Raw genomic sequence first — 15223 nt, 5'->3', positions numbered from 1 at the left:
CGCGGCGGACCGGCCGGCCAGGTCGGTCAGGAATCGAGAAGCGCAGGTCAACGTAGCCTGATCGTCATGGACATCACCATCCACACGAGCTTTCTCCCGCATGACGATCCGGACGCGTCCCTGGCCTTCTACCGCGACGCCCTCGGCTTCGAGGTCCGCAGCGACGTCGGACAGGGCAGGATGCGCTGGATCACGGTCGGCCCGGTCGGCCGGCCCTCCACGTCCATCCTCCTGGCGCCGCCGGCCGCAGACCCCGGGGTCACCGAGGACGAGCGCCGCACCATCGCCGAGATGATGGCCAAGGGCACCTACGGCTGGATCCTGCTGGCCACCCGGGACCTCGACGGCACCTTCGAGAAGGTGCGGGCCGCCGACGCCGAGGTCGTCCAGGAGCCGACCGAGCAGCCGTACGGCATCCGCGACTGCGCCTTCCGCGATCCCGCGGGCAACCTGATCCGCATCCAGGAGCTTCGCTGAGCCGTCCGGCCACCGATGCGGCCACGACGGCCAGCATCGCGCAGGCCGGTCATCGCCATCGAGCCCCCGGCAGGCCAGGGGCGCCAAAGTCCACCCGTGGGTGTGACAAGTCCTGGGACAGGATCGGTGAGCTGTTGCAGGAACTCGACTTCCCCGTCGATGTCATCAGTTCCGATCGGCCGGTCTTCGAAAGACCAAGGCCCGGCTCCGGTCTGCTCGGGAGCCGGGCCTCCGCCTGGAGGGGGATCGGCAAGTGCGCCCGATCCCGTTTCCGAGATCAGCCCCCGACGCCGTCGGCGCCCGACTGAGGGCCACCCGGCACCCGGACACAGGCGGGTACCGTCCCGACCCTCTTCACCATGGGGCTGAGGACGGTCGCCGCGTCCTCGAACCAGACGTCGAGGACCACCATCTCCCCTGGCTTCAGCTTGTCCGGATGGATGCGCGCGCCCACCTCTCCCCTCATGTCCTCGTCGGCCTGCGGGTCGGATCCGGGGTCGTCCCCGAAGACCCCGGCGTCCGGCTTCTCGTACATCCAGAAGTCGCTGTCGTACTCACGTCCCTTGCACTGTGTGCCGAACGGCAGGAAGTCCACTTTCGCCGGCACTCCCAAGGCGCGCAGCTTCTGTTCGACCCGTTCGGGATGGGTGAACTCCACCAGATGGACCGCGATGGAGCCGTCCGGGGCACGCTCGATGGCGTTCGCCCGCGCGCTCTTGTCCTGGGTGAGGGCGGGTACCGCGATCACCGTTCCGACCGCGGCCGCGACGACTCCGGCGGTCAGGACGATGCGTCCCGTCCACCGCCGCGGTCGGCGCCGGGACTCTGCGGCCGGCCGGTTGGTCGCCACGACGTGCTTGAGCTCCGCGAGGAGCCGGTCTTCGAAGGTCTGCATGGGGATCACTCCTTTGCGTACGCCATCGCGGGGGTCTGGGCGGAGACGACGTCCCTCAGGACTCTGCGGGCACGGTGCAACCGGACCCGGGCGGTGACCGGGCGGATGTCGAGCGCGGCGGCCGCCTCGGTGACCGTCAGCCCGTCGACGACGATCAGTTCCAGCAGTGCCCGCACCCCCGCGGGCAGGTCGGCGAGGGCCTGGTAGGTACGCCGGCCGGTGCTCTCGGCGTCGATGCGCTCCACCAGCCGGTCGATGTCGTCGGAGTCGAGCAACCGCCGCCCCGCGATCCGCTGGTTCGCGCGCAGTTCCCGGCCCGCCCGGCGCCGGTTGGCGGCCAGGACGTTCCGCGCGACACCGAAGAGCCAGCCGATCTCATTGCCGCAGCTCGGCCTGTAGGTGTGCGCGGAGTCGATCACGGCGATGAAGACGTCGGCGGTCATGTCCGCAGCGGTGTGCGGGTCGTCCACTCTCCGGGCCACGAACCTGTTCACCGTCTCGACGTGGCGCCGGTAGAACGCCTCGAACGCTTCGGGATCGTGTCTGATGCGGGAGAGGCCGTTCTCAGGTTCAGCCATGCGCTGTCTCCTTTCGGAAGTTCACCCGCTCTTGGACCGACGGCCGCGAAGCGTTACCGCGCACGGTCGACCACCCGTCCGGCACGGCTGTTTCACATCGATCTCTGCTGAGGTCGGCGCAGGTCACAGGGTTGTGACGATCGGCGTGGCCGTGGGCTGAACGCATCGAGGCCCCCGGACGACTGCTGATCTTCTACCACCCCGGTCGTCACGCGATGCCCTCAACAGCGATCAGACCGGACGGCGTCCGTCGGACCGCGCCCCCCTTCTTCGCCATTGGGCACGATGACACTGACCGCCTCCGGTCAGGTTTTCCCCGCCATTTCACTGGCCGGCCGCAAGGAGAGCGTGATCAACTTTTAGCCACGGGTGAACCTGGAGGTGTGGCAATGGATCCGCTGGCCATTGCGGCGGGAACGGCACTGGTGACCGCCATCGCCACCGAAGGCTGGGAGCAGGCCCGAAACGGGGCCGTGGCCCTCTGGCAGCGAGTGCACCCCGGTCGGGCCCAGGCGATCGAGGAGGAACTGGACGACCTCCATGAACGGCTGCTGCTCGCCCGTCGCGCGAACGACCGCGACGCCGAGGCCGAACTCCTGGCCGAGTGGCGGTTGCGGCTGGCCCGGCTGCTCACTGACGATCCGAGCATCGAGGTCGAGGTGAGCCGCGTCCTCGACCAGGTCTGGAGGCCGCTGCTGCCCGACTCGCAGCAGGCCCGGACACAGGCGCTCCAGCGCGGTGAGGCCAGCGGGCACGGACGGGTCTACCAGGCAGGACGCGACATGACGATCGGCGAGAAGCCGGCCGACTGACGAGGGAACGGCCATGCCCCCACCGTCCGAGGACGATGCCTCGATGCCGCCGGTGCGGCAGGAAGGGGCCGCTTCGGGGCACGGGCAGGTCTTCCAGGCAGGGCGGGACCAGTACGTGTCCGTCGTCTACCAGGGCGCGTCCACCTGGATGGAACAGCGGGACCGCCCGGCGCTGTTCGACGCGGCCGGCGCCGTGGCCTCCCCCTATCGCGGACTGGACGCCTTCACCGAGCAGGACGCCGGCCTGTTCTTCGGTCGGGCGCGGGAGACCGGAAAGGTCCGCTCGCTCCTGATGAAGCAGATGGAGCGGCCGGGGATAACGATCCTCTCTGGTACGTCCGGCGTTGGAAAGTCTTCGCTCCTGTACGCGGGAGTGCTTTCCGAGTTCCGCGAGAACGGTATTCCCGAGCACCCCCAGACCGCTCAATGGCCGTGTCTGATCACCACTCCCGGTGCCGCCCCTTTCGAGGAACTCGCCGCAGGGCTGAGTCAGATCATCGGTGGCTCCTCCGGCGCACTCGCCGAGGAACTGCACGGCTCGCCCCGGCGTCTCGCGCAGGCGGCACGGCAGGCGGCGACCGCGCACCGGAACGGTGGCCCGCCGATCACGGTGACCGATCGCCGGCAGCGGCTGCTGCTGATCACCGATCAGTTCGAGCAGCTCTTCACGCTCTGCCCGGACGAGGACGAGCGGCGAAGGTTCGTCAGTGCGCTGCACGCGGCCGCCACCCATCCGGTCGGCCGGGATCGGACGCCCGCGGCGATGGTCGTCATCGCGATGCGCTCGGACTTCGAGGCACGGTGCGTCGAGTACGAGGAACTGGCGGCGGCGGTTCAGGATCGCTACCTGCTCCCGGCGATGACGGCCCGCCAGCTGGAGATCGCGATCACCGAGCCCGCGCGGGCGGTGGGCGCGCGCGTCGAGGGACGGCTGGTGGACCGGCTCGTCGCCGCCGCGTCGGTGCCGGGACGGGTGCCGGACGGGACGGCCGGCGAGCCGGGAACGCGGGCCGGGATGCTCCCGCTGCTGTCGTACGCACTCGACCAGGCCTGGCGCACCCGGGACCGTTCCGCCGCCGATGAGGGCTTGACGCTCCGGGACTACGAGGCCGCGGGAGGGATCGAGGACGCGGTCGCCACCAGCGCGGAGCGTGCCTACGCCCGGCTGGGCCCGGCGCAGCAGGAGCTCAGCCGTCGCGTCTTCCTCCGCCTGACCGCGATCGGTGACGACGGCGTCCCGACGGCGGATCGGGTCTCCCGGAGCGAGCTCGCCCGCTCGGGAGTGGACGCGGATGACCTCGGAGTCGTACTGGAGGTCTTCGCCCGCGAACGGCTCATCACGCTCGGCGCGGACAGCGTGGCGATCAGCCACGAGGTCCTGCTCACCGCGTGGCCGGCCAAGACCGCCCTGACAGCATCGGCCTTCAACCCCCGCACCGGTGCGCTGGCCACCTCGGACGAGGACGGCGTGGTGCGACTCTGGGACCCCGGCACCTACAGACTGCTCAAAGAGTCCGGCAAAGGGGCCGGGTTCGGAAGACTGACGTTCACCGCCGACGGAACCTCGATCATCGCCGTCGCGCGTCGGTCCGATGACTCCGGCGAACGTCGGGGCAGCGTTCCCACCACTGTGCGTTTCCTGAGCTCCGACACGCTTCGGCCCACCCGACCGCCACCAGGATTCGCCCGAACTCCCGGCAGTCCCAGCGTGGCCGCGATCGCGGCGCGAACCGGCTCCCTCGCCACCGTCCAGGACGGGCACGTGGTGGTCGATCCGAGGGGGACCCCCGGCGGCGCCGGGAACCGGATCACCGTCCCGACCGGTGAGCTCGTGTCGCGCCTGGCCTTCCACCCGGACGGACGTGTGCTGGCCACCATCGGCGGTGGCCGTCTACGACTGTGGGACCTGGCGACCCGCCGGCAGATCGGCACGGACATTGTGGAGAAGTCCAACGGAGGGATCACATCGGTCGCGTTCAGCCCGGACGGACGCTCGCTGCTCACGTGGACCGGGCTCACCGACGAGTTGACCGTACGCGATGCCGGTCACCTGCCCGACGTCCATGCCGACCTCTGCGACCAGGTGGGGGCGTCCTTCACCCGCCGCTGGTGGTCCGAGCACGTCCCGGCCGGGCCGGGCTACCGGGCGGCGTGCTGATCGGGAACACCTTCCCGGCCCGCTACGGCGGTCCCGGATCAGCGCGTCTTGGGGAAGACGGCGCGCGGCGCAGAGCCGCGGATGATGAACGCGACGCGGATGACGGGCAGCATGCAGACGACCTGCATCACCGCGTACCAGAGCGGGCAGATGCCGGGGATCAGGTCGACGCCGATGATCGCGATCGGCATGATGACGGCGAGGGCGCTCACGCGATCGAAGGCCCGGCGGGATCCCAGGGCGGCCGAGAGGGGCAACCGGTGGATCAGCACGGCGGCCACGGGCAGCAGGGCCGCGCGGACCCACATGAACGTGTTCACCATGTGACCGCTGCTCGCCACCACGACGACCGCCAGGAGGGCGGCGGCGCTGAGCGCCCCGTAGATCCTGATGCTGTTCTTCGCCGCGCCGAAGGCACCTTCGGCGCGGGCGTCGGTGCGGAGTGCGGCGTCGAGCGCGGTGGGCGTGTTGGCTTTCATGCCGCCAACGCTAGAAAGCGCCTGGTCGGCGCGGTATCGGTCTGGACCCACGGGTGGGTGGGGCTGGACCCACGCGGAGGGATTCGGGGCGGACGAGGCGGCCGGACGGATCGTGACGGGGTGTGGGCCCAACTGACGGAGCTGGTGGCCGAGTGCCGCCCCGACCGGGTCGGTACCGCCGATGGCTGGTACCGCCGCGATCGGGGCGGTTGTGCATCTGCTGGCCTGACGGCGGGGGTGGTCGGCGGCTAGCTCAGATGCCGGGTGAAGAACTGGGCCGCGGCGTCCCCCGCGAACCGCGGGACGCCGGTGTGCCCGCCCAGATTGGCATGCAGCGCCTTCTCCTTGGAGCCGAAGGCGTCGAACAGGTCCAGGGCCATCTGCCGGTCGTTTCCTTCGTCGTCCCACTGCAGCAGGACGTGCAGTGGAATGGTGACCTGCCGGGCCTCCTCGAACAGGACGCGAGGCACGAAACTCCCGGCGAACAGAACGGCGGCCGAGATGCGCGGCTCGACCACCGCCAGCCGGATGCCGATGGCGATCACTCCCCCTGAGTACCCGACCGGGCCGCCGATCTCGGGCAGCGAAAGGAGGGCGTCCAGGGCGGCCTGCCATTCCGGGACCGCCTTTTCGACCAGCGGGAGGACGAGCCGGTCGACGATCTCCTCGTCGACCGGCCCGCCGGCCTCGAGCGCCCGCTGCAGGTCGGCGCGGGCCTGCTCGGCGGCGGCGGAACGGGGCCGGTCACCGCTTCCGGGGAGCTCGATGGTGGCCGCGGCGAAGCCGTCCGCCACGGAGTGCCGGGCCCGGGCCACCAGTCGGGGGCGCATCTTGTGCAGTCCGCCGGGGTGGCCGATCAGGATCAGCGGGGCCGGTGCGGACGCGGATGCGGGCGTCCACAGGATGCCGGGGATCTCGCCGAGGGTGAATTCGCGTTCGAGGACGCCGTCGTCGAGGCGCTGCTCAGAAGTGAATCGCATGGTCGTGCCTTTCGGGAGTGCTCTTGAACGGCGCTCCCGGACGACCTATCGCCCGACCGTGACCCCGGAGAGGAGCACCCATGTCGATACGTTCACGGGTACCACCTCCTCGTTCTCTGGCACGGCTTCCGAAAAGCTAGCAGTGGCCGCCGTGGTCCGCCAACAGGGTTTTGTGCCTACATTCTGCCGGGGGTGGACGACTCACGCAGCGACACGGTGATCGCACCGCGATGTGGCCGGATCGGGACGGCCCCGACCCACGACCGCACCGGAAAGGGGGGAACGATGGAGACGCCCGCGATCGTGACCACAGAGGAGGCTTGCCGGTTCGATGCCCTGGCACGGCACGGCACGGCACGGCACGGGGGAGGAGGGCACCGAGCCACAGCAGAAAGACTGACACATCCCGGTCTGAAGACAGGAGTCGAGCGTGATCCCCAGCTCATCCGATGAGCACGTGTCCCATCCGGTGGGGCAGGACATCCTGCGGGCCGCGGTCGGCCAGGCCGAATCGAGGCTGGACGGCCGGTTGGCCGCGGCGTTCGCGATCGGCAGCCTGGCCCACGGCGGTTTCGTTCCCAGTGTCAGCGACGTCGACCTGGCCCTGGTCGTCGACCGCGCCGACGAGGCCGTGGCCTCGACCATCGACATGGTCCGCCGCGACACCGTCCGGCAGTATGCGGGCTCGGCCCACCACGCCCTGGCCGGCCGTCTCTCCGTCTTCTGGAGCGACTGGGAACACCTGGCCCACGGCACCGAGGCCGGCCGCTTCCCCGCAACCGACCGGCTCGACCTGCTCGATTCCGGCGTGCTGCTGCACGGCACCGACCGGCGTGCCCACTGCGCCCGGCCCACCACAACAGACCTCGTCCTGGACAGCGCCACCTTCGCGGCGACCAAGTTCGGAGACCCCGCCTACCTGCGCATGCTCAACGCCCCCGCGGCACTGGCCGGGCAGGGCGCCCGCGCCGTCACCAAGGCCGTCCTGTTCCCCGTGCGCCTGCTCTACACGGCCGCCACCGGCCAACTCGCCCGCAACAACGACGCCGCCCGCTGGTACACCGCCACACCGAACGTCTCCAGCACCCTGGTGACCTCAGCCGCGCGATGGCGTGCCAACGGCCTCGACGACCCGGCAGCCGCCGAACTGCTCGAGCGGGAACTCCTGCCGCTCTACCGGCACTGCGCCGACCGGCTCGACCGGACAACCGCCGGACTCGGTCACCAGGACCTGGCGACACGCCTTGCCCGCCTGCACGCCGCACTCACCCCGGACACCGACCGAACACCGCCCTCCTCTGAGGATCCCGCCCCCACCACCACGCGGCCCAACCCCTGACCACCTGCACACCGGCCCCGCGCTGGCTACCATCCAGAGACGCGGAGTTCACCGCCACTCCATCTCGCGTACTGCCAGGAGTCGCTCGTGCAGACGTCACCGATGCCATCTACAGACACCCTGCCGGTCCGGTCCGGCGGGTCGCCCGTGCGGGTGGGGGCGGCGGTGCTGACGATGGGGACACGGCCCGTCGAGCTCGCTGCGCTGCTGGAGTCGGTCCGCGTCCAGGACGGTCCGCCGGTGCCGGTGGTCGTGGTGGGCAATGGGTGCGCGCTGCCGCCTCTCCCCGACGGGGTGCAGGGGATCGAACTCGAAACCAACCTCGGGGTGTCCGGCGGCCGGAACAAGGCGCTGGAGGCGCTGGCGGCCCGTGGCGACATCGACGTGGTGATGTACCTGGACGATGACGGGCTGCTGCCCGACCCGCAGACCGCCGGACGGGTCCGTGAGGCGTTCACCGATCCGGAGCTGGGGATCGTCGGGTTCCGCATCGCCGACGAGACCGGCGAGACCCAGCGCCGGCACGTTCCCAGGTTGCGGGCGACCGGGCCGATGACGGCCGGGCCGGTGACCACGTTCCTCGGCGGCGGCAACGCCGTGCGGATGACGGTGGTGGAGCAGACCGGTGACTGGCCTGACGAGTTCTTCTTCTCGCACGAGGAGACCGATGTGGCCTGGCGCGCGTTGGACGCGGGCTGGCGGATCGACTACCGGCCTGACCTGGTTCTTCAACATCCCCGGACGTCCCCGGCCCGGCACGCCGTCTACTACCGCACCACGGCCCGCAACAGGGTGTGGCTGGCCCGCCGCCACCTGCCCGCCGTGCTGATCCCGGTCTACCTGGGGATGTGGATCATGGTCACCATGGTCAGGCGCCCTCCACTGGCCGGGGCGCGGGCATGGTGGGGCGGGTTCTTCGAGGGATGCCGGAAGGGCTGCGGGCCGCGTACGCCGATGAAATGGCGGACGGTGTGGACGATGACCCGCCTCGGCCGCCCGCCCATCATCTGAACCGCCCCGACGCCGAACACTCCGCACCGCCTGATCAGCCCGGCCCCGGAACGGTGACCGCCAGGACGGGGCCGCTGTTTCGCCGCGTCATTCGCCGGGTCCGTACAAGCTCAGCCGCAAACCGTCCCCGACCTGCTCGGCACGGAGGAGGCGGTCGCCATGGATCAGCGTAGGCTTCAGGCCGGGGTTGAACTGATGGCCGCTCGCGGTGAACGGCAGCCTGACCGTGGTGACCTTGCCTTTCGCGGGATCAATCACGTCGAGTGCATCCGGCATGTGGCGAGGTGACGCGTCCCCATCGCGCTCGCCGGGCCACTTACGCACCCCGTACACGTGGCCGCCCGCAGTCACAAGACCGGCGTGTTCCCGGGCGTTGACGTGCTTGTCCACCATTCCGGTGCGTACGTTCACGAATTCGAGCCGCTGGCCCATTCCCGAGGCGTCACGGCTCACGGCCAGTACAGTGCGACCCTGGGCCACGGCGAACTCGGTGGCCACGAGGTCCTCATCCGCCAGCTTCCAGATCTCCTTGCCATTCGCGGTGACGAGCGTGGACATCATGTTCTTGCCCAGGCGGTTGACGAGCGTGACACCATTCCGGGTGAGCGCAGCCCACCTGCCCCCACCCGTGGACTTCTTCCACCGGACAGCACCGGAGGAGGGGTCCAGCGCATACAGCGATTCCTCGCCTCCGCAGGACGCTGCGACCAGCAGCAGGCTCCCGTCGGTATCGTGCGGCTGGAACGTGCAATAGCGGACGGACCCGGTAGCCCAGGCCCAGCGACCCTTCCCCGTGCGTGCGTCCACCGCGACAAGCCCCGGTTTCTTCGCGTCCCGGCCTACGAACAGGGCCACACCGGCCTTGGCGGACGCGAGCGGCTCGTACCCCTTCTTCTGGCCGTTCGTCACGGGCTGGAGGCCGTCGTTGTTCCACAGCGTGCGTCCGCTGAGGGCGTCCAAGCCGGTGGTGCGCATGCTCTGATCATCCGCGAGGTCCGCCTCACCGCGCTGGTCAGCGGCAACCGTGGTGACCACCATGGCGCCGGCCGTGACCGCGTAGTCGGCGACCAGTCGTGCCTTCTCGTAGTAATGCCAGCGCGGTTCGCCGGTGTTGGCGTCCAGGACGTCCAGCCCCCGGTTGGAGACGACCACGACCTGCCCGGCGACGAACTCGGTACGCGCCGGATCCGGCGACGGCACCCTGGGCACATCGGCCCGCCAAAGCTCGCGCAACGTCCCAGCGGGCAACTCGACGTCCCCGATCGGCTTCGTCCCGGACGCGCTCGTCGTCCGATCCAGTTCGATCCCGGGCGAGTCTCCAACACCGGAACCGGAGCACCCCGCCCCGGCGACCACGACACCGGCGAGAACGGCGACGGCCGCGCAACGAACCCTCATGCACAAACCTCCAGGGGACACGGTTCTCCCTGAGATCGCCCGGGACGGCCCACAAGTTCGCGGCGGCGGACCGTCTCCGCGCGCGGGGAGAACCCAGGCCAAGGGCTCCCGCTGTGGCTGCAGGTCGGTCCATCCCCGCTCGCGCGGGGATGGACCGGCACCCTGCCGTATTCGACCGTGTCGTATTCCGGGGTTGAGGGACCGGCGGACAGCGGTCGGCACTGAGAATGGTCTTGAGTTAATGACCGGTTGCAACGTTCGCTTCGTAATGCATTGATCACTTTAGGTCAGTCGCTGGTGGGTTGGTCCTCCTTGCGGGGCATGCGGGGTTGGACGAGCATCGGAACGAGAATCCACGGCCAGTGGGGGCGTCGCGGCTGACGTTGGCGTGACTTTTCGTTCGGCGGTTCGTGATCGTCACGAGTCGGGCGGACGGGCGCCTTCTTGTTCGCCCCGGCTTGCAGCGGGTCACCAGCTGAGCGTCGGGTCCATCTTGGTGACCTTGCTGGAAGTCGGGGAGTGCTTGCGGGTCCTGAGGTCCATTCGTTCGATCCGGTGGCCTCGCGTGTAGAGCAGGTGCCGTCCGGTGGAGTCGGCCACTGGCTGGTCATAGCTGTCCGACCGCCATCGGTCGAGGACGACGGGTGCCTTGCCTGAGCGGGCCGGCAGGAGCGTGAGCCGTGCCTCGTCGCCCGCGGTGAGGAGGACGATCCGGTCGCCACTGGGCAGTAGCAGGGGCATGTCGGAGTCGTTGCGTTCGGGGAACGTCCGATCCGCCCGCACCGTGCGCGCCGGATCTTCCGGGTCCAGGATCCCGGCGGCGGACGCGCCGGCCCAGCGCAGGCGGCCGGCGTCCCATGCGATCGACTGGACGGGGGCCGGGACGTTCCACCGCCGATGGCTCCCGGTCCGCAGGTCCCAAACCGCGAGCGCTTCGCCGTCCTTGCTGCTGGTCACCATCGCCAGCCTGGTGGCGTCCGGTGAGGCCGCGATCATGTCGATGCCGGCCCAGGGCGACGGCCGGCCCGTCGGGGCGGCGGACGGCGTCGCGACGACCCGCAGGTCGGCGGCCGACGGGGCCTGCGCGACCAGCACGGGCCGTCCGGGACGGCCCTGGTCGTCGAGGTGGACCTGGGCGACGCGCATCCGGCCCTGCTCGCCCTGCACGACCGTGAAGAAGAACGTCCGGTTGTCGGCCGCCGCCGTGATCGGTGTCCAGAAACGGTCGTAGCCCGCAGGTGGCGTCAGCGTCCCCCGAACCTTCCCGGACGGGACGTCCACGATCTCGACCTTGTGCGCTTCGGTGTCGGTCCGGGCCGCGAACCGCGGCGATGTGGCGGGCCTGACGGGCCCCATGCCGATGGCGGGGTCGAACTCCTCGCCCCCGTCGTCCAGCGTCACCCGTACGAACGTGCCGGTGAGCAGCAGGACGAGCGTGACCGCCGCGGCCGGGACGAGCGTCCACAACCGGCGGCGCGGCCGCCCTGCGGCCGCCCACGCGGGTTCGGCCGGGTGTGGCACCCCGGCAGTACGGGCATCGAACGCCTCCCGCAGCCGGTTCTCCAGATCGGTGTTCATCCCTGTCCTCTCAGCAGTTCGGCAAGGCTGCGCAGCGCGCGGGAGATGGTCGAGGAAACGGTGCCGCGGCTCACACCGAGGGCGGCGGCAATCTCCTGGTCGTCCAGTCCCAGGTAGAAGCGGAGCACAACGACCTCGCGCTGCCGCCGGGGGAGCCCGTCCAGCGCGCCGAGCACCTGCGCCTGCTCCTCGCGCAGCAGCGCCGACGCCTCCGCCGACGCCTCGGGCACGGGGTGCACGACCTTGGCCCGCGCCGCAACCGTGCGGCGGCGCAGCGCGGACCGGCAGCCGTTGACCACCGACGTTCGCAGGTACGCCTCGGGGCTCTCCGGCGGGCCCTTGCGCAGCCAGCGGCGTTGCAGACCGAGGAACGCCTCCTGCACCACCTCTTCGGCAAGACCGTCGTCCCGGGTGAGCAGGACGGCCGTACGGACCAGCTGGCCCCCATGCATCTGGAACAACGCGGACAGGGCCGCCTGGCTGCCCCCATCCGCCCCGCCCCTTTTCAGGGGAGGAGACAAGAAATCCACTTTCAGCACGCGCTAAGCCGCCCTCCGTTGAAAGCCTCTACAAGGAAAGACGTCCGACGGCCCATCCTGCTGAGCGCGGTGGTCCGCCACTTGCGTGAGCCACGCTGGGCCGGAACGCCGGTCAAGATCGTTCTCAGCGCCAACAGCTGTCCGCCTCAACCCCTAGTCAGCGTGAGGGGCGGGTGGCCGGGTAGTGGTGCCAGGTTCCGCCGCCGGCGGCGAGGTGCTTGGTGGCGGTGCTGTGGTGGAAGCCGAGGGCTTGGGCGACGACGGGCGCGGGGGCTTGGAGGACGAGTTGTCGGAAGGCCGCGGTGCGGGTTTGTGTGATTGGGACTCCGAGCGCGCAGCCGCTGCAGGAGCGCGCCGGGCGCGGCCACCGGGGAACAGCCAGTCGCTGTCGGGGTTCATGTTGGCGCGGTTGGCCGTCAGGTCGACGAGCATCGCGGCGAACGGTTCGGGTACCGGAGTGGGCGGGTCGCCGAGGCGTACGGATACCTGTCCGTCGTCCTGGACGACGTCGTGAACGGCGAGCCGAACCAGGCGGCTGACCGGCTGGGCGTAGAGCAGGACGAGGCAGGCGGCGACCCGGGTGCGGAGCGGGATCTGTGTGTCGGTGAGGAACTGGCGGAATAGGGCCAGGCGGCGGTCCTGGCTCATCGGGGGCCGGTCGTTTCGGGTGGCGGTGGGGAGTTGCAGGCGCGGCATGTGTCCACCGGCTATCGCCTATTTCAGGAAGGCATGGAGCCGCCCGGGATCGGGACGCTCGACGTGCCATGCGTCGATGTCGGTCTGGGCCGCTTGGTCGAGTCGGCGGACGCGGCCGCCGAGCCAGTTCAGGAAGGTCTCGGCGATGTTGAAGCGTCCGGCGGCGGTGTTGCGTGATCCGTTGGTGAGCGGGCCGCGCGCCGCTTGACCGTGGAGCTCGGGGAGCAGACGCCAGGTCGTGAACTGGCGGAGTAGCCGGGCATGCTCGGGGTCGTCGATCTGGGCGAGGCGGTGGCGAGACCAGCGCTCGAACAGCAGGATCTGCCGGTCGATTTTGGGGAGCACGCGGGCGTCCATCGGCAGGTCGCGCAGGTGCGCGGCGGTGCGCCAGCTGGACCGCGACCCGCCGTTCGGCGGCCGGGTCGCCGGGGTGTGCAGCGACCACGCCGCCCTCCAGACGTACTCGGCGAGGTGGATGAAATCCACCACGATGTGGACGTCCACCTGTGCCGCTCGGCCTGCCGGTGAATCAGGTCGAGCTGGTGGCGGTCACCGTCGACCAGGACTATCCAGCATCTTCGGTGCTCGGGATCGCGGGCGACGGCTTGGTCGAACGCCGCGGCGATGACCTGTTCCCCGGAGTGCTCCAAGGAGGCGGTCAACCACTTGCCGGTGGCATTGGGGCCGACGCGGCACCGCTGCCCGCGGTGCTGTCCGGGCTCGGTTTCGGGCGCAGGAAGCGTGATCACGCTGAGCTCTGATGGTCCTCTCAGGTTGTACGCGGAGGGGGCGTCGGCGAGGTTTAACGAAGCGATAACCAGATGCCCTAAAGGCTGTCCCGTAAGTGATCTTGCTCTGCAATGATCTTGCCCGTGTCAGGTGTGATCACGGCGTCCGAGCCGTTCTGGATAGCCCCGTTTACCGGGCTGAGCCCGCGCGCCTTCGGCAAGTTGGTGACCGCGCTGCGCCGTGAAGATGCCGACTCCCCGGGCCGGGGGCGGCCGTGGAAGCTGTCGTTGGAGGACCGGGTGCTGCTGGTCGCCGCGTACTGGCGGACGAACTTGACGATGCGGCAACTGGCCCCACTATTCGGGGTGTCGAAGTCGGCCGCGGACCGGGTGATCGCCGACTTCGGCCCGAGGCTTGCGCTGCATCCCCGCTAGCGGTTCGCCAAGGATGCGGTGCTGATTGTGGACGGCACCCTGGTGCCCACCCGGGATCACAACGTCGCCGAGCAGTCGAAGAACTATCGCTATTCCACCAACCATCAGGTGGTCATCGACGCCGACACCCGCCAGGTCGTGGTGGTCGGACAGCCGCTGCCGGGCAATCGCAACGACTGCCGGGCCTGGGCGGAGTCCGGTGCGAAAGCTGCCGTCGGCAACACGATGACCATCGCTGACGGCGGCTACCCGGGTACCGGGCTCGTGATGCCGCACCGCCGCCGCAAAGATGAGGATCTACCCGACTGGAAACAGGCCCACAACAAGTCCCACAAGCAGGTTCGCGCCCGCGTCGAGCACGTCTTTGCCCGGATGAAGACCTGGAAGATCCTTCGTGACTGCGGCCTGAAGGGCGATGGCGTCCACACCGCCATGCTCGGCATCGCCCGGCTGCACAACCTCGCCCTCACGGGGTAACTCCCGCCCCTCACTGGACCAGAGAGGTCCAATGGGGGGGCTCGCCGGCTCGAAGGATGCTCAGTCGATACAGAACTCGTTGCCCTCGATGTCCTGCATCGGGATGCACGAGTCATTGCCGTCGTACAGCGTTTGAACGTGTACCGCCCCGAGCGGGACCAGCCGTGCGCACTCGGCCTCCAGCGCGGCGAGGCGCTCTTTCCCTACGAGTCCGGTGCCGACCCGCACGTCGAGATGCACCCGGTTCTTGGCGGCCTTCCCTTCGGGGACGCGCTGGAAGTACAGCCGAGGGCCGACGCCCGAAGGGTCGACGCAGGCGAACCACGCGTCCTGCTCCTCAGGAGGCTGCGCACCCTTGAACTCGTCCCAAGTAGCAAACCCCTCAGGCGGGGGCGGAACGACATAACCCAGCACCTCGCACCAGAAGCGGGCCAGCCGCTCGGGTTCCGCGCAGTCGAAGGTGACTTGGAAGTGCTTGATCGATGACATCGGCGCACCCTACCAAGGGGGCTCTGCTGCCCATTTCCCCAAGGTGGATCCCCATGCCGTCGAGATGTCGACCCCAACCCTGCCGAACCCTGGTGCGTAACCGAATGCCCAAGATCAGTTACGGGACAGCCCTTAGCGTCCAGTGCGTGAGGAC

The 15223-nt window shown here is 69.8% G+C and carries 15 protein-coding genes and 1 pseudogene; 7 read left to right on the top strand and 9 right to left on the bottom strand.

Going from position 1 to position 15223, the window contains the following annotated elements; all coding sequences use genetic code 11:
• The first annotated feature begins 66 nt into the window (after positions 1-66).
• A complete protein-coding gene (locus OHA34_RS17135) occupies positions 67-477 on the top strand; it encodes a VOC family protein (RefSeq protein WP_285942170.1) in 411 nt (136 codons plus the stop codon).
• 277 nt (positions 478-754) lie between these two features.
• On the opposite strand, the gene OHA34_RS17130 is transcribed toward OHA34_RS17135, so the two are convergent.
• Together OHA34_RS17130 and OHA34_RS17125 are read right to left on the bottom strand one after the other, a co-directional pair.
• Positions 755-1372, bottom strand: coding sequence for a hypothetical protein (locus OHA34_RS17130; protein WP_285942169.1), 618 nt, complete (start codon positions 1370-1372; stop codon positions 755-757).
• Positions 1373-1377: 5 nt separating this feature from the next.
• Positions 1378-1950, bottom strand: coding sequence for an RNA polymerase sigma factor (locus OHA34_RS17125; protein WP_329522195.1), 573 nt, complete (start codon positions 1948-1950; stop codon positions 1378-1380).
• 389 nt (positions 1951-2339) lie between these two features.
• Here OHA34_RS17125 and OHA34_RS17120 point away from each other — a divergent pair, with 389 nt between their 5' ends.
• Both OHA34_RS17120 and OHA34_RS17115 read left to right on the top strand, forming a co-directional pair.
• On the top strand, positions 2340-2762 hold the full coding sequence (locus OHA34_RS17120) for a hypothetical protein (protein WP_329522194.1): 423 nt from the start codon (positions 2340-2342) through the stop codon (positions 2760-2762).
• A 13-nt stretch (positions 2763-2775) separates the two neighbouring features.
• Positions 2776-4920 carry a WD40 repeat domain-containing protein gene (locus OHA34_RS17115; RefSeq protein WP_329522193.1) on the top strand — a complete coding sequence of 715 codons (2145 nt, stop codon included), beginning with the start codon at positions 2776-2778 and terminating at the stop codon, positions 4918-4920.
• A 38-nt stretch (positions 4921-4958) separates the two neighbouring features.
• Here the strand turns inward: OHA34_RS17115 and OHA34_RS17110 are convergent, their stop codons facing one another.
• On the bottom strand, positions 4959-5399 hold the full coding sequence (locus OHA34_RS17110; RefSeq protein WP_329522192.1) for a hypothetical protein: 441 nt from the start codon (positions 5397-5399) through the stop codon (positions 4959-4961).
• Between the two features lie 248 nt (positions 5400-5647).
• Positions 5648-6379 (bottom strand): dienelactone hydrolase family protein, encoded by a 732-nt coding sequence (locus OHA34_RS17105; protein WP_285942163.1) that lies wholly within the window; start codon positions 6377-6379, stop codon positions 5648-5650.
• A 430-nt stretch (positions 6380-6809) separates the two neighbouring features.
• Here OHA34_RS17105 and OHA34_RS17100 point away from each other — a divergent pair, with 430 nt between their 5' ends.
• A complete protein-coding gene (locus OHA34_RS17100; RefSeq protein ID WP_329522191.1) occupies positions 6810-7718 on the top strand; it encodes a hypothetical protein in 909 nt (302 codons plus the stop codon).
• 87 nt (positions 7719-7805) lie between these two features.
• Positions 7806-8729, top strand: a complete 924-nt coding sequence (locus tag OHA34_RS17095; protein ID WP_329522190.1) for a glycosyltransferase family 2 protein — start codon at positions 7806-7808, stop codon at positions 8727-8729.
• Between the two features lie 87 nt (positions 8730-8816).
• Here the strand turns inward: OHA34_RS17095 and OHA34_RS17090 are convergent, their stop codons facing one another.
• The 4 genes from OHA34_RS17090 to OHA34_RS17075 form a co-directional block, all read right to left on the bottom strand.
• The gene (locus tag OHA34_RS17090; RefSeq protein ID WP_329522189.1) at positions 8817-10127 is read right to left on the bottom strand and encodes an outer membrane protein assembly factor BamB family protein; all 1311 of its coding nucleotides are present in this window, start codon (positions 10125-10127) and stop codon (positions 8817-8819) included.
• A 468-nt stretch (positions 10128-10595) separates the two neighbouring features.
• A complete protein-coding gene (locus OHA34_RS17085) occupies positions 10596-11705 on the bottom strand; it encodes a hypothetical protein (RefSeq protein ID WP_329522188.1) in 1110 nt (369 codons plus the stop codon).
• Positions 11702-12235, bottom strand: coding sequence for an RNA polymerase sigma factor (locus OHA34_RS17080; RefSeq protein ID WP_329522415.1), 534 nt, complete (start codon positions 12233-12235; stop codon positions 11702-11704). Before OHA34_RS17080 ends, OHA34_RS17085 begins: the two co-directional genes overlap by 4 nt.
• 723 nt (positions 12236-12958) lie before the next feature.
• Positions 12959-13429 (bottom strand): hypothetical protein, encoded by a 471-nt coding sequence (locus tag OHA34_RS17075; RefSeq protein ID WP_285942155.1) that lies wholly within the window; start codon positions 13427-13429, stop codon positions 12959-12961.
• A gap of 17 nt (positions 13430-13446) precedes the next feature.
• Here OHA34_RS17075 and OHA34_RS17070 point away from each other — a divergent pair, with 17 nt between their 5' ends.
• Together OHA34_RS17070 and OHA34_RS17065 are read left to right on the top strand one after the other, a co-directional pair.
• Positions 13447-13701 carry a hypothetical protein gene (locus OHA34_RS17070; protein WP_329522187.1) on the top strand — a complete coding sequence of 85 codons (255 nt, stop codon included), beginning with the start codon at positions 13447-13449 and terminating at the stop codon, positions 13699-13701.
• Positions 13702-13812: 111 nt separating this feature from the next.
• Positions 13813-14580, top strand: a pseudogene (locus OHA34_RS17065) (transposase).
• Between the two features lie 60 nt (positions 14581-14640).
• Here OHA34_RS17065 and OHA34_RS17060 read toward each other — a convergent pair.
• Positions 14641-15069 carry a VOC family protein gene (locus OHA34_RS17060; RefSeq protein WP_285942153.1) on the bottom strand — a complete coding sequence of 143 codons (429 nt, stop codon included), beginning with the start codon at positions 15067-15069 and terminating at the stop codon, positions 14641-14643.
• Between the last annotated feature and the right edge of the window lie 154 nt (positions 15070-15223).

The sequence above is a fragment of the Spirillospora sp. NBC_01491 genome (assembly GCF_036227065.1).
GTDB lineage: Bacteria > Actinomycetota > Actinomycetes > Streptosporangiales > Streptosporangiaceae > Spirillospora > Spirillospora xylanilytica.
This window is presented reverse-complemented; position numbering and strand designations above follow the sequence as displayed.

What these genes read in the sequence shown, in the direction of transcription:
- OHA34_RS17120 (WP_329522194.1), top strand. Translation starts at nt 2,340, where the DNA reads ATGGATCCGCTGGCCATTGCGGCGGGAACGGCACTGGTGACCGCCATC.
- OHA34_RS17060 (WP_285942153.1), bottom strand. Translation starts at nt 15,069, where the DNA reads ATGTCATCGATCAAGCACTTCCAAGTCACCTTCGACTGCGCGGAACCC.
- OHA34_RS17135 (WP_285942170.1), top strand. Translation starts at nt 67, where the DNA reads ATGGACATCACCATCCACACGAGCTTTCTCCCGCATGACGATCCGGAC.
- OHA34_RS17110 (WP_329522192.1), bottom strand. Translation starts at nt 5,399, where the DNA reads ATGAAAGCCAACACGCCCACCGCGCTCGACGCCGCACTCCGCACCGAC.
- OHA34_RS17085 (WP_329522188.1), bottom strand. Translation starts at nt 11,705, where the DNA reads ATGAACACCGATCTGGAGAACCGGCTGCGGGAGGCGTTCGATGCCCGT.
- OHA34_RS17130 (WP_285942169.1), bottom strand. Translation starts at nt 1,372, where the DNA reads ATGCAGACCTTCGAAGACCGGCTCCTCGCGGAGCTCAAGCACGTCGTG.
- OHA34_RS17090 (WP_329522189.1), bottom strand. Translation starts at nt 10,127, where the DNA reads ATGAGGGTTCGTTGCGCGGCCGTCGCCGTTCTCGCCGGTGTCGTGGTC.
- OHA34_RS17105 (WP_285942163.1), bottom strand. Translation starts at nt 6,379, where the DNA reads ATGCGATTCACTTCTGAGCAGCGCCTCGACGACGGCGTCCTCGAACGC.
- OHA34_RS17115 (WP_329522193.1), top strand. Translation starts at nt 2,776, where the DNA reads ATGCCCCCACCGTCCGAGGACGATGCCTCGATGCCGCCGGTGCGGCAG.
- OHA34_RS17125 (WP_329522195.1), bottom strand. Translation starts at nt 1,950, where the DNA reads ATGGCTGAACCTGAGAACGGCCTCTCCCGCATCAGACACGATCCCGAA.